The organism is Pandoraea sp. SD6-2 (assembly GCF_000389825.1).
In the GTDB taxonomy this organism is placed as follows: domain Bacteria; phylum Pseudomonadota; class Gammaproteobacteria; order Burkholderiales; family Burkholderiaceae; genus Pandoraea; species Pandoraea communis.
The window spans coordinates 36,598-50,279 of sequence record NZ_KB944454.1; the positions used below are offsets into that span (position 1 = coordinate 36,598).

The 13,682-nt window shown below is 59.6% G+C and carries 13 protein-coding genes and 1 pseudogene; 12 read left to right on the forward strand and 2 right to left on the reverse strand.

Annotated features, from left to right (window positions below):
* Window positions 1-153 precede the first annotated feature (153 nt).
* The 9 genes and pseudogenes from C266_RS16515 to C266_RS27505 all read left to right on the forward strand — a co-directional run.
* Window positions 154-1,260 carry an ABC transporter substrate-binding protein gene (locus C266_RS16515; protein ID WP_010805785.1) on the forward strand — a complete coding sequence of 369 codons (1,107 nt, stop codon included), beginning with the start codon at window positions 154-156 and terminating at the stop codon, window positions 1,258-1,260.
* On the forward strand, window positions 1,257-2,039 hold the full coding sequence (locus C266_RS16520; protein WP_036663389.1) for an ABC transporter permease: 783 nt from the start codon (window positions 1,257-1,259) through the stop codon (window positions 2,037-2,039). Before C266_RS16515 ends, C266_RS16520 begins: the two co-directional genes overlap by 4 nt.
* A complete protein-coding gene (gene hydA / locus C266_RS16525; RefSeq protein WP_036663583.1) occupies window positions 2,039-3,481 on the forward strand; it encodes a dihydropyrimidinase in 1,443 nt (480 codons plus the stop codon). The genes C266_RS16520 and hydA overlap by 1 nt, the downstream gene beginning before the upstream one ends.
* Entirely contained in the window at window positions 3,472-4,281 is an 810-nt protein-coding gene (locus tag C266_RS16530) for an SDR family oxidoreductase (protein WP_010805782.1), read from the forward strand. The genes hydA and C266_RS16530 overlap by 10 nt, the downstream gene beginning before the upstream one ends.
* A gap of 10 nt (window positions 4,282-4,291) precedes the next feature.
* Window positions 4,292-4,717, forward strand: coding sequence for a heme-binding protein (locus C266_RS16535; RefSeq protein WP_010805781.1), 426 nt, complete (start codon window positions 4,292-4,294; stop codon window positions 4,715-4,717).
* 17 nt (window positions 4,718-4,734) lie between these two features.
* The gene (locus C266_RS16540) at window positions 4,735-5,682 is read left to right on the forward strand and encodes an ABC transporter ATP-binding protein (protein WP_010805780.1); all 948 of its coding nucleotides are present in this window, start codon (window positions 4,735-4,737) and stop codon (window positions 5,680-5,682) included.
* Window positions 5,683-5,765: 83 nt separating this feature from the next.
* Window positions 5,766-6,758 carry a hypothetical protein gene (locus C266_RS16545; RefSeq protein WP_010805779.1) on the forward strand — a complete coding sequence of 331 codons (993 nt, stop codon included), beginning with the start codon at window positions 5,766-5,768 and terminating at the stop codon, window positions 6,756-6,758.
* 222 nt (window positions 6,759-6,980) lie between these two features.
* On the forward strand, window positions 6,981-8,102 hold the full coding sequence (locus C266_RS16550; protein WP_051126420.1) for a porin: 1,122 nt from the start codon (window positions 6,981-6,983) through the stop codon (window positions 8,100-8,102).
* A 28-nt stretch (window positions 8,103-8,130) separates the two neighbouring features.
* Window positions 8,131-8,397: pseudogene (locus C266_RS27505) on the forward strand (CoA transferase); the annotation flags it as partial.
* On the opposite strand, the gene C266_RS16555 reads toward C266_RS27505, so the two are convergent.
* Entirely contained in the window at window positions 8,320-9,270 is a 951-nt protein-coding gene (locus C266_RS16555; protein ID WP_010805777.1) for a LysR family transcriptional regulator, read from the reverse strand. The pseudogene C266_RS27505 and the gene C266_RS16555 sit on opposite strands and share 78 nt — an antisense overlap.
* Before the next feature lie 157 nt (window positions 9,271-9,427).
* On the opposite strand from C266_RS16555, the gene C266_RS16560 reads away from it, so the two are divergent.
* From C266_RS16560 to C266_RS16570, 3 genes are read left to right on the forward strand one after another with little or no spacing between them, the layout of a single operon-like run.
* A complete protein-coding gene (locus tag C266_RS16560) occupies window positions 9,428-10,270 on the forward strand; it encodes a fumarylacetoacetate hydrolase family protein (protein WP_010805776.1) in 843 nt (280 codons plus the stop codon).
* Between the two features lie 9 nt (window positions 10,271-10,279).
* Window positions 10,280-11,032, forward strand: a complete 753-nt coding sequence (locus C266_RS16565) for an SDR family NAD(P)-dependent oxidoreductase (protein ID WP_010805775.1) — start codon at window positions 10,280-10,282, stop codon at window positions 11,030-11,032.
* Window positions 11,033-11,066: 34 nt separating this feature from the next.
* Complete coding sequence (locus C266_RS16570; protein ID WP_010805774.1) at window positions 11,067-12,395, forward strand: MFS transporter; 1,329 nt, start codon at window positions 11,067-11,069, stop codon at window positions 12,393-12,395.
* Window positions 12,396-12,771: 376 nt separating this feature from the next.
* Here C266_RS16570 and C266_RS16575 read toward each other — a convergent pair whose 3' ends face one another.
* Window positions 12,772-13,677 (reverse strand): LysR family transcriptional regulator, encoded by a 906-nt coding sequence (locus C266_RS16575; RefSeq protein WP_010805772.1) that lies wholly within the window; start codon window positions 13,675-13,677, stop codon window positions 12,772-12,774.
* Between the last annotated feature and the right edge of the window lie 5 nt (window positions 13,678-13,682).

Here is a 13,682-nt window from a genome sequence, read left to right on the forward strand (position 1 = left end):
TTTCGTGCCATTTCCGTCTCTTTGATTAGCCGCTGCAATTGTGCGCAATTTTAATAAAAAATTGACCAAAAAAAAATATCAAAATAGCGAGCAACAATTGGCACATTAATTGCGTTGCTGGGGCTGTCGGCCGATATCCAAAGGAGAGCCCGCATGCGCACCATCCTGAAACACGAAAAAAACCACTACCTCAATCGGGGTCTGCACCCGCGTCGAATCGACGTACTCCCATCTTTGATTTCCAAGGTGATCGCTGCAATCTTCACAGCGATGCTCATTTACTTCGGATTGCTAGGTCAGGCGGCCGGGCAACCCGCCACCACGGTCAAGCTATCGCTCAACGCTCCCTTCGACGGTAGCAACGCGGCTTTCTTTCTGGCCCAGGAAAAAGGCTACTTTGCGGCAGAGGGACTTACCGTCGTCATGGACCCGTCGGGTGGATCGGGGGAGGCCGTGACACGCATCGGCACCGGTGCCTACGATTTCGGCTTCGCGGACGTCAACGTCCTGCTCGATTTCGCCGCGCGCAACCCGGCCAGCGCCGGCAAGGCGGTCTACATGCTGTACTACCGCTCGCCGTTGGCGATCGCGAGCTTCGCCAAGACCGGGGTCAACAAGCCCGGCGATCTCGCAGGCAAGAAGATTGGTGGCGCGCTGACGGACGGCGCCTACAAGTTGTTTCCCGCCTACGCCCAGGTAACGGGCGTGCCCGTGGGCTCGGTCAAATGGGAGTACGGCGACCTGCGCCTGCGCGAAGCCATGCTGCTCAAGGGTGATGTCGATGCGATCCTCGGCTTCGACTCGACCATGTATTTCAATCTCACCCGACAAGGCATCAAGCCCACCGATATCAAGCTGCTCTACTACTCGGACGCCGGCCTCGACCTTTACGGCAACGCCATTCTTGCGTCGAAAAAGATGCTGGATACACAACCGGATGTCGTCAGGCATTTCGTTGCAGCATCGGCCAAGGGCTGGCGCGACGCCATCGCCGATCCGGCCGCCGCCATTGCCGCGCTCAAGAAATATGCGCCGATGACTGACGAGACTCTCGAACTGGCCAAGTTGCGCTGGATCATCTCCCACCAGATGGAAACCGCCGAGTCGAAGGCCGACGGCCTGGGCGGTGTGCGTGCACCACGCTTTCAGAAGTCGGTCGTCTTGCTGACCAAGGCGTTCGAGCTGCCCGCGGAAGTGCCACCTGGCAACGTCTTCACCGACACGTTCCTGCCTGCCGCCGCTGTGCGCCGTCTGCCATGAACGCCCGTGCTCGCATGCTCGAAGGCGCCATGCCGTGGTGTTTCGTAACCGGCATCCTGGTTATCTGGGAAATCACCTGCCGCCTGTTCTCGATCCCGACATTTCTGCTGCCCAGTCCGTCGGCCGTGGCCGCATCGATCGCCAAATGGTCGGGGCCGATCCTGGAAAACGCAGGCTTCACCCTGCTCTCCACGCTGATCGGCTTCGCTCTGGCGGTGGCCGCCGGGCTCGTCATCGGGGTGGCCATCGGCTCGTCGCGTCTGATCTACCGCGGTCTTTTTCCGGTACTGGTGGCGTTCAATAGCGTGCCCAAGGTAGCCGTCGTGCCGGTCTTCGTGATCTGGTTTGGCGCGGGCACGATTCCGGCTGTGCTCACGGCGTTCATGGTGTCGTTCTTTCCGATCGCCGTGAACATGGCCACCGGCCTCGCCACCGTCGAACCGGAGCTGCTCGACGTGCTGCGTGCGCTAGGCGCGACGCGACGCGACATTCTTGCGAAGGTGGGCATGCCTCGATCGATGCCGTACTTCTTTGCATCGCTCAAGGTGGCCATCACGCTCGCTTTCGTCGGCACGATCATCTCCGAGACGGTCGCGTCCCGCCATGGCATCGGCTTCCTCATGATGTCGGCCACATCGAACTTCGACACGCCGCTTGTCTTCGGCGGTCTGGCTGTCACTTCCGTCATGGGTGTGGTGCTCTACGCCCTGTTTGCGCTGATCGAACGGCGCACCACCTTCTGGTCGCAGCGAGACGGCGGCCTGCTCTCGGCCACATGATGTCAGCACACTCCATCGACTTGTTCGATACCGTCATCCATGGCGGCACGGTCGCCACGGCCAGCGACACCGCGCTTTGCGACGTCGGCATCCGGAACGGCAAGATCGCCGCGCTAGGCCAGGACCTGCGGGGACGACAAATGCTCGATGCCCGTGACCGGCTTGTTCTGCCCGGAGGTATCGACGCCCATTGCCATCTGGATCAGCCGCGTGCGCAGGGTCTGGCGTCCGGCGGCGCACTGATGGCGGACGACTTTCACTCCGGCAGCCTGTCGGCCGCATTTGGCGGCAATACGACGATCATCCCCTTCGCCGTCCAGCATCGCGGACAATCGCTCGTGGCCGCAGTGGCCGATTATCACCAACGCGCCAGTGCCCGGGCGTTCATCGACTACGGGTTCCACCTGATCGTCTCCGACCCGCGCCCGGAAGTCCTCTCCGACGAGCTTCCGATGTTGATCGCTCGCGGGCACGCGTCAGTCAAGGTCTATATGACCTATGAAGCGATGCGCCTATCGGACCGGCAGATTCTCGACGTTCTCGACTGCAATCGACGGGCCGGGGCCCTGACGATGATTCACGCGGAGAACTACGAATGCATTTCGTGGCTCACCGATCGTCTGGAAGCGGAGGGAAAGCTCGCTCCGAAATTCCATGAAGACTCGCGCCCCATGGCCATCGAACGCGAAGCGACCCATCGGGCCATCACACTCTCCGAAGTCGCGCAGGCCGAGATGCTCATCGTCCATGTTTCCGGGCGAGAGGCCATCGAAGAAATCCGGCGTGCACGCGCGAGAGGCATCCGGATCTACGCCGAGACGTGTCCTCAATACCTGTTCCTGAGTACGGACGACCTCGATCAGCCCGACTTTCGCGGCGCGATGTGCATGTGCAGCCCTCCGCCGCGCGACCCCGTCAATCAGACGCATGTCTGGCAGGGAATCGAGGATGGTTTATTCGACATTTTTTCGTCGGACCACGCGCCGTATCGCTTCGATCCGTCGGGCAAGCTGATGTACGGACCGAAAGTCTCGTTCCGGCGAGTCGCTAACGGCATTCCGGGCCTGGAAACGCGCGGGCCACTGCTTTTCTCGGAAGGCGTGATGACCGGCCGCATCGACCTGAATCGCTTCGTCGCGCTCAACTCGACCAATTCCGCGAAGTTGTACGGCCTGCACCCCCGCAAGGGCACGATCGCCGTGGGTTCGGATGCCGATATCGCCATCTGGGACCCGGCGCGGCGCGTGACGATTACCAACGACATGCTGCATCACAACGTCGACTACACCCCTTACGAAGGTCGCGAGATTTGCGGCTGGCCGGTCACTGTCATCTCGCGCGGCGAAGTCGTCGTGCACGAGGGCGAGCTGCTCGGCCACGCAGGCCACGGTCACTTCCTCGAACGCTATCGTCCCGCGAAAGGAGCTGCATCATGGAACTAGGCATTATCGGCAAACGTGCCCTCGTACTCGGCGGCAACCGAGGCATCGGCCTCGGTATTGCGCGCGCACTCGTGGCGGAAGGCGCGAGCGTCGTCGTCACCGGACGCGATGCTACGCGACTGGGCGAGGCCGTTGACGAACTGAGGGCGATTGCATTCGACCGTGGCGGCAACAGCCAGCAACGCGTTGAAGGCCGCACCGTCGACCTCACGCGCGTCTCAACACTACCCGCCTTCGCGGCTGAGATCGTCGAGACGTTCGGCGACATCGACATCCTCGTCAACAACACGGGCGGCCCGGGATACGGCGGTGCCTCGGGGCGCAGCGCCAGCGATTGGAACGACAGCTTCCAGGAGATGGTGCTCTCGGTGATCACCGTGACGGACGCCCTCCTCCCCGCCATGCGAAAACGCGGCTGGGGACGGGTCATGACGGTTGTCTCGAGTGGTGTCGTGCAACCGATTCCGATCCTCGGTATTTCGAACGCGTTGCGCAATGCGCTCGTGACCTGGTCGAAGACGTTGTCGCAGGAAGTGGCACGCGAGGGCGTCACCGTCAACGTACTGGTGCCGGGTCGCATCGATACGGAGCGGGTGCGACTGACGGATGCGGCCGTGGCCGACAAGGAGAGGATCACGGCGGAGGAAGCCCGGGCCCGTTCCACCGCGACGATACCCATGGGACGGTACGGTACGACGGCCGAATTTGGGGCATTGGCAGCGTTTGTAGCAAGCGAGCCGGCCAGCTATATCACGGGCAGCCTGATGCGCTGTGACGGCGGCAATATCCGCTCTGTTTGAGGACCAGATCATGTCGAATTTCGTTGAGCGACTCAAGCTCACCCACGCCGGCGCCCAAGCGATCGTTACCGCCGCAGTCGCGCATGCACAGGCCATGGGGCAACCGCAGTGCATCGCCGTGGTGGACGATGGGTGCCGTCTGATGGCGTTCCTGCGCATGGATGGCGCGAAGGTGCTTTCGGAGCAGTCGGCCATCCGCAAGGCGATGACCGCTGCCTCGAACCGGGCACCGACCGGCAACGCGACACCAGGACTGGACATCAAGCTTGCGCTTGCGACCGACGGCTGTGTGACTCATCTGCTCGGTGGCTTGCCAATCGTGGTGTTCGGCCATGTCATTGGCGGCATCGGCGTGGGCTCAGGTACGGGCGAGCAGGACGTCGAGGTCGCAAAACACGCCCTGAAGTGCCTTGACGGCACGCCGTCGTTTGAATGAAGGAGTCCCCATCGATCATGAATACGCTGAAAAACGCCGTCCCGCTGGATCGAGTCGCCTCGCCGGCGCTTGCCGAAGCGCCTGAACATGAGCATTTCATCGACTTTCGCAACGTATGGCTGGCCTACGACGAGCGCCTGACGCGCCAGCGAAAATTCGCCGTCGAAGGCATCGATCTGAAGATCGCACGGGGCGAATTCGTCGCTATCGTTGGGCCTTCGGGTTGCGGCAAGTCCACGTTCATGAAGCTCGCCACCGGCTTGCGCTCGCCGTCGTTGGGCGAGATCCATATCGACGGCCGCCGACTCGACGGTCCGCTAAAAATTTCGGGCATGGCATTTCAGTCGCCGTCGTTGCTGCCGTGGCGCACGACGCTCGAAAACGTTTTGCTACCGCTTGAGATCGTGGCGCCATATCGCCATGACTTTCGCAAACGCCGCGACGAATACGCTGCGCGCGCGCAGCGATTGCTGGCCGACGTGGGGCTTGCCGGCTACGAGGACAAATATCCGTGGCAGCTATCGGGAGGTATGCAGCAGCGCGTCAGTATCTGCCGTGCGCTGATTCACGAACCGTCGTTGCTGCTGCTCGACGAGCCCTTCGGTGCGCTCGACGCATTCACGCGTGAGGAGCTGTGGTGCATCCTGCGCGACCTATGGCAGAAGCGGCGCTTCAACGTGATTCTGGTGACGCACGATCTTCGCGAGTCGGTGTTTCTGGCCGACACCGTCTACGTCATGAGCGCCAGCCCGGGGCGCTTCCTGCTACGCCAGCAGGTCGACTTGCCGCGCCCACGCCCGATCGATGTGACCTACACGTCTGACTTCGCCCAGATCGTGATGACGCTGCGCGGTCATATCGGGCACGCCCGTGCGACATCCGCAACCGTCGACGAGCCGCCGTCTGCGCGACACGTCGACGCTATTCCTTCGCTGATAGGAGACACACGCCACCTTCCGACCTGAACGCTTCACTACACAGCGGCATCCCGGGCACCCCGCGTCGACGGCGTAGCCCTCACATTACCGATAGAAAAAGGAAATAAGAAATGGCACTTGATCCGGCAAATGGCTACCCGACGACCGATCCGGCGATTGGCGCCTGGGCAGGCGACCTCAAGCAGCAATCCATGCAGTTCGTGCTCGATATCGATACGGCTATGCGTGCAAATTACGCGACCAACATCGAGATCATCGGACAACGAATCTTCCCGATGATGTACGTGGAATCGACCTTCGACGGCGGCCGCTACACGCTTCTCGTTGACGAGGACACGCGTTACGTGAAGCAGAACGTCGGCCCGGTGTATGACATCTGTAAAGCGATCGCACATATCCCGCTGGGTATCTATTCGATCATCGGCGGTTATATCGACGATCCCCGCCAAGGGCAGTGGATCCCGGCATTGACCAGCTATTTGGAGCAGGTGATGCTTGTTCGCAGCAACTATTTCGAGCTCGACATTGCGGGTACCGAAGCGGAGGAGGCAGGAATCACGATCGTTTTGTACATGTCGGACTGGATGAAAAAGGTGATTCAGCAGAAGACATTTACCCTGGACGATTACCTCAAGTATTGCCGATTTGTTACCGGGTCAATCGTCGTGTGCCAACAATTTGCGGCAAAGATCCAGGTCGACGAGATGACCGCCACACTCAAAGCGTGGAAAGCCGAAATCGGTGAAGCTCAGTGGAAAAAGCTCTATGTGGTGATCTCCGCGCTGTGGACCTTGTCGCAGGAAAACGCCCACGAAATGATCATTAAGTCGACCATGAGTCCGGACCAGCAGGAAACGAACGTCATCGTCTCAGAAGCGCCGCAGACATTGCAGGACGCACAAACGCTGCTCGGCCGCATTCTAGGCGATCGCGTGATGGCGGGATACGTGTTCAACAATAAGGGAACGCTCGACGAGAAGGAAAATATCTACTCTTTGTCGACAAAGCGCGACCTCCTGTCGCAGGCCGTGGAGCAGGTGTTAGCCAGCGAAGGCGCGGCCAAGGCAAGCGTCGCCATCGCGTGTCCGCACATGGTGGGCTGACCCTGCGGCAGTCCATGCCCGACACGCGACGGCGCTCGGGCACCCCCTAGCGGCACGGCGTCTGATCGCGAGCAGACGCCTCTGCCCCCCCCTTCAGGCACTGAACTATCCACGTCGGTTGGAGGGAAACGCACGTCCGAACGACGACTGATCACGACCGCAACGGCGCCTTCCGAGGCAAGCCCGCGCCAACGCGACAATGCAATGACGGGAAACGAGAACATGAAACTACGACCACTAGTCCTGTGGGCGGGATTACTCGCCGCAGGTGCAGCCCATGCGCAGTCTGGCGTCACGATATACGGGATTCTTGACGAGTATGTCGGCTACATCCGCAGCGGCACCGGCACCAACGTGACTTCGATCAATGACGGCGGCTTGTTTAAGAGTCGCTTCGGCTTCAAGGGTATCGAGGATCTCGGCGGTGGTTACAAGACCACATTCCAGTTGGAAAGCGGATTCAACGGCAACAACGGTGCGTCGACACAAAGCAACCGAATCTTCGATCGGCAGGCCTGGGTCGGCATGCAGACACCGGCGGGAGAATTTCGCGTCGGCCGGCAAGCCACGGCCATCTTCTTCACTGGTCTGATGAATGACTACACAGGCCGAACGACGTATGGGTCGGTGATGAACGACATCGGCAACCCGACGCAGTACGACAACGATATCTCGTGGCGCTCCCCTCGCTTGTCGGACCTTCAACTGGAGCTGCATTACGCAGTCCCCGGGATTGCTGGCGGGTCGGCAGCGCGCGGTATCTACCAGGCGGCGCTGGATTACAGCCATGGGCCGTGGCGTGGCGGCTATGCAGGCCTCGTCGCGCTGCCCGACGAGAAAACCGCGATCTACCGCAATGCGATTCAGTATCACAACGTGTACCTGAACTACAACTATGGTTCGGGCACGATCTATTTAGGCTACGTGCGTACCAACAACGTCACGTCCAGCGCCAACGGTAATACCGCAACCACAATCCTGAGCAATATCAGCAATCCGAACAATTCGTTCGCAGGCACCGACCCGAACGTGAAGCGTTTCTACAATATCTATCAGATATCGGTCGACTACGTGATTTCGGCCGCGTGGCGGGTCGGGGCGCTTTACGGCGAGTTGCGCGACACCTCCGGCGGAAGCGCGGGGGCGCGTGGCGGCAGCGTAGGGGCGTTCTACTCGTTATCGGTCCGGACTCAGATTTATAGCGTGGCTAGCTATCTCAAGAATGACAAGAACGCGGGCTTTCGTTTCAGTGGCTCAGGCGCCCCCAGCGGTAACCTGGCCGGAAGCGATGTCAACGGCAAGTCGCAACTCGGCTTGCAGTTGGGCGTTTTGACCAAGTTCTAGCCTATATAAAACCAATCACGCGGAGCTCGCCACGGTCCACTCCCGTAAAAGGCGATCGGAATGGCTCGATCAATTGGAAGCGGTAGGCGTGCCGTGCGGGCCCGTCAATAACCTTGAGGGGGTGTACAACGAACCTCACATGAAAGCGCGAGGGGCCGCGATGGACATTCCCTGCAAATGGGCACTGGGCGGGAGCGTCAAGCGGCTGGAAACACCGTCACCTGTGCCCGTCCCCCCCGCCCTTGGCCGAATTCGTAAGCTCGTCGATGAGCAACCGTGCTGCAGCGCTCAATGAAGTGCCCCGTCTCGTGACGATTCCATAGGGCTCCGTGCGCGACTGGACATCGATGTCCAGTCGAATCGCCAGTCCATGCTCGATCAGAAAGTCGGACATGTCGCGCGGCATGAGGGTCACCAAATTGGGGTCTGTTTGCAGGAGTAGCATCGTGGCCGTCATCGATGCTGTCTCAATCGGGTGCGCGGGAAACGGGAGCCCTGCCTCCTTGAACTCTCGCTCGAGGAGACTGCGCAGCGGCATGACGCTTGGATAGACGATCCACCCACAGTCAGCAAGATCGGTAAGCGCGAGGCTTGGCGTGCGGGCCAGTGGATGCGTGGGGCCCGCGATTATCGTCAGCGGTTCGTCGCGCAAGGGGATATAGACAAAATTCTCCGGCTGGCGCGCGACACTCAACCGGCAAAGTGCTAACTCGAGCCTTCCGCTTTCTACCAGCGCCAAAAGACGGACACTGGTGTCTTCCGTGATTTCCGTTCTGAGCGACGGTTGCTTCCGGCGAAGTCGCATCACTGCATCGACCAGCACGCCAGATACGGCGCCCATGATGGCTCCCACCGCGAGCCGCCCGCCAATACCGGTAAGCACGCCTTCCATCTCTTCGACAAGGTGGGTCACATCGGTCTGTATCAACTTGGCATAACGAATGACACATCGGCCCAGCTCGTTCGGCACCATGCCCTGAGACGTCCTGACGAAAAGCTCATTGCCGAAGGTGGACTCGATCTCCCGCAACGCCTTGGTCGCCCCAGGTTGCGTCAAAGCCAGTTCGTCGGCAGCTCGATGGAGCGATCCGAAATCGTCTATCGCCACAAGTAACCTCAGTTGCTTGAGCTTGAGGCGAGTGGAAAGCACGTCGGGACTTGGAAGCATGTCGTTGTCTCTAGGGGAAAGACCCGATGAGGGAAAGTTATCGCCTGCTCGCAATCTATCATTATTCAAAACATCTGCACTCTTCTACATTTCGGATCACGCCTCGCCGGCAAGGTAGTGCCGGCAGAACGAGAAAAATGCATAGGAGAGAGTTGAAATGAAGTTGCTCAGATTTGGCGAGCGTGGTCAGGAGAAGCCCGGTGTACTCGACGCACAAGGGGACATTCGCGATTTGTCTTCTATCGTTAGCGATATCGGAGGAGAGGCGTTGCTGCCGGAGGAGCTTGAACGGTTAAGAGGTATGGATCTGTCGGCGCTTCCGCGAGTGGACCAAGCGCCCCGTCTTGGCCCCTGCGTTGGCGGTATCGGGAAGTTCATTTGTATCGGGTTGAACTACGTAGACCACGCGGAAGAATCCGGAATGCCCATTCCGTCCGAACCCGTCGTGTTCAACAAGTGGCTTTCTGCGGTTTGCGGCCCCAACGACGACGTGATCATTCCGCGCGGTTCGAAGCGGACCGACTGGGAAGTCGAACTGGGTGTGGTGATTGGGAAGGCAGGGAGCTACATCGACGAAGCGCATGCCCTCAATCACGTCGCGGGTTATTGCCTGATCAACGATGTGTCGGAGCGGGAGTACCAACTAGAGCGGGGTGGTACATGGGACAAGGGCAAAGGTTGCGATACGTTCGGACCGCTCGGCCCTTGGCTTGTCACTTCCGATGAGGTTCCCGACCCTCAAAAGCTGGAGATGTGGCTGGACGTCGACGGGACCCGCTACCAGTCTGGCAATACCAGCCGGATGATTTTCTCTGTCGCGCAGATCGTTTCCTATCTGAGCCGGTTCATGAGCCTTCATCCTGGCGACGTCATCTCGACGGGAACGCCTCCGGGGGTGGGTATGGGACAGAAGCCCCCCGTCTATCTGCGTGCAGGTCAGGTGATGAGCCTCGGTATCGAAGGCCTCGGTCAACAGCGCCAACATCTCGTGCAGGGTTGAGGGGCTTCGATGAACCAATACGACTATTTGGGGCGATCCGCCGTTGTCACCGGTGGCGCGCACGGTATCGGATTTGCCGTGGCAGAACGACTGCTGACCAGTGGCGCACGCGTGGCGCTGTGGGACCGGGACGAAGCCGCGCTTGCCGCTGCGCGCGCCGAGCTTGGACGCTTCGGCGAGGTCAGTACCGTTACGGTGGATGTCACAAATTCGCAGGCGGTGAGCGAGGCTGTAACCGTAACGATTGGCGCCTTTGGCAAAATCGACGCATTGGTGCACAGCGCTGGCATTGCCGGTCCCAATGCGCCGCTGGCTGAGTACCCGGATGACGAATGGCGGCGTGTTATCGACGTGGACCTGGACGCAACCTTCCATGTCAACAAAGCCGTGATTCGGACCATGATCGAGCGAGGTTACGGCCGCGTTGTCAACGTCGCATCGATTGCAGGAAAGGAGGGCAATCCGAACGCGTCTGCCTATAGCGCCGCAAAGGCGGGGGTCATTGCGTTGACGAAGAGCTTGGGCAAAGAGACGGCGAAGCTCAACGTGTCGGTCAACTGCGTAACACCCGCCGCCGCGCGCACGCGCATCTTCGAGCAAATGGCGGCGGAGCACATCGACTACATGCTCTCGAAAATCCCGCGTGGCCGTTTTGTCGAGGTGAGCGAAATTGCGTCGCTGATTGCCTGGCTGGCCTCGGACGAAAACTCGTTCACTACCGGCGCCGTATTCGATCTTTCCGGTGGCCGGGCAACTTACTAAAACGCAAAAAAAATAATCAACAAAGGAGACAACAATGGAGACTGCTCGCCCTATTGGGCCGCTGGATGTCGACGCAGACGTGGACGCGCAAAATGCTACGCGAAAAGTGTTCTGGCGATTTATCCCGCTGTTCGTGATGTGCTTTGTCTGTTCCTATCTCGATCGGATCAATATTAGCTTCGCAAAGCTTCAGATGCAGAGCGAACTTGGTTTGAGTGATGCAATCTATGGTACCGGGGCAAGCGTCTTCTTCATAGGCTACTTTCTGCTCGAGGTTCCGAGCAACATCATCCTGCACCGCGTGGGGGCCAGAAAGTGGATCGCACGCATCATGGTGACGTGGGGGATTGCGTCGGCAGCCATGATGTTTGTGCGCGACGAGACATGGTTCTACGTACTTCGATTTGCTATCGGTGCGCTGGAAGCCGGGTTCGTTCCGGGGGTCCTTTATTTCTTTACAACATGGTTCCCCTCGGAGCGACGCGGTCGATGCAATTCGATTTTCATGGCGTCGATTCCGCTTTGCGGCATTATCGGCGGCCCTATCTCAGGGGCGATTCTCAAATACTTCGACGGCATGCACGGGCTGGCGGGGTGGCAATGGCTGTTTCTTCTGGAGGGTATTCCGTCGATCTTACTCGGGGTCGTCGTTTTCTTTTTCGTCGACGACTCCATCAGTTCGGCACGTTGGTTGACCGCACAGGAGAAGCGGGTGCTTCAGACGCAGATTGCCAATGACCCCAAGGCTCGGGAAGTCCATTCGCTGGGGGCGTCGCTGCGAGATCCCGTCACGATCATGCTGGCGTTCATCTACGTGTTTCTTGCGATGGGCATCTATGGCCTGGTTTTCTGGATGCCGCAGTTGATCAAGAGCGCAGGAACATCGGATGCATTACAAATTGGCATCATTTCCATGCTTCCATATGCAGTGGCTGGCGTTGTAATGGTTCTCGCCGGCAGGAGTTCGGACCGGACGGGTGAGCGCAGGTGGCACCTCGGAATGAGCGCGCTTGCCGGGGCAGTGGGATATCTGGTTTGCGGGCTGTTTCCGTCCAACACGCTGATACTTGTGATTGGCCTGACTGTTGCAGCGACCGGGATCATCACGTCGCTGGGGCTGTTCTGGATTCTGCCTTCCCGATTTCTCACTGGTATTGCCGCGGCAGGAGGCATTGCTCTGATCAACGGATTTGGCCAACTTGGGGGAATCATCAGCCCGTACATGGTCGGCAAAGTCACGACGGTGTCAGGGAGCCCCGCCCTTGGTCTGTACGCAATTGCCGGCGCGTGCCTTGTTGCGACGTTGCTAATACTCTGGGGTGTGCCTCGCCATCTGTACCTGAAGGAGCGGGGTCAAATCTGAGATGCGCGGTGGCGTATATGGCTGCCGCGAGGTCACGGCAGATCGTTGCGATCTTGTGTCGTCGCCACCTCCAATTGCCTTTGGCACGATCTTAATCAGCTCAGTTCGAGCGGGACGGGTTCGATGTTGCGATTCGGGTGGGGATCCCGCCGGCGCAAAGGGGCGCCCCGCGTTGATCCGATCATGACGGTCGAGTGGAAAGGGGCAGCAAGGGCCGGCGAGCGTGATCTGCGCTTCGGACACTTTTTCATGTCGGTACGCGCAGACGAACCCGCGATCGCCGCATTCCGGGAGTGGATTGCCGCGGAAAGAGCGGCGGTGGCCACCGGGCAGAAGTTGAGGGGAGGTTGAATTCAAGGGCGCATCAACCGCCCATTCAATTGCCGCCAACACTGGAGCGAAGTGTTTCAGCGAATGCTTGCGCCGGTGTGGGCATCTCCCTGCCCTTTCGCGTAATCAGTTGAAACTCGGCATGGTGCGTGAGGCGCTCCGGACAGATTGACCGCATCGTGCCCTGCGACACCCAAAGCCCGGCATAGTGCGAAGGCAAGTAGCCGATGAATCGCCCCGACAGAATCAGCATTGCGACGGCTTCCATGTGAAAGACCGTCGCCGTATGTTTGAAGCTCGCGATACTTCCGGACTCCTTTGTTTCACGCAAATAACCGCGTGCAACATAGTCGAAACTTGCCAAGGTCTCCACATCGATATCATCTGGCGACGCATCGAATAGCGGATGCCCCGATCCGCAATAGAGCTGCAACTCCTCGCGATAAAGCGGCTCATAATTCAGCCCCGGCTGGGCGTTGCGAACAGGACCGATGCCCAGGTGCAGTTTCCCCTGCAACACCCCATCCTCGATCTCGGAGGGGGACTTGATTTCCAGCCTTATCTCCAGATCACGACTCTGACGCTTCAGCACATCGATCGCGCGGGCGACTTGCGATTGCGTGTCGGTAATCGTGTTGTCGACGATACCAATCAGCAATTCCCCGCTGATCTGGCGATGTAGCGCCCCTACATCCATCCGAAAGGCCTCGACCGAATCGAGCAACCGCTGCGCAGACAGGTAAAACGCGCGCCCCTCATCGGTCAGCCGAAAGCCGCGACGCCCGCGGTCGCACAACCGAATTCCCAGACGCGCTTCCAGATCCGCCATGTGCGTGCTGATCGTCGACAGATTCATATTCAGCGCAGCCTCTGCAGCCGAGAATCCACCGCAATCCGACACCGTTTTGAATATGCGTAGCAAACGCAGGTCGAAGTCCGTGACTTTGATCATGACAA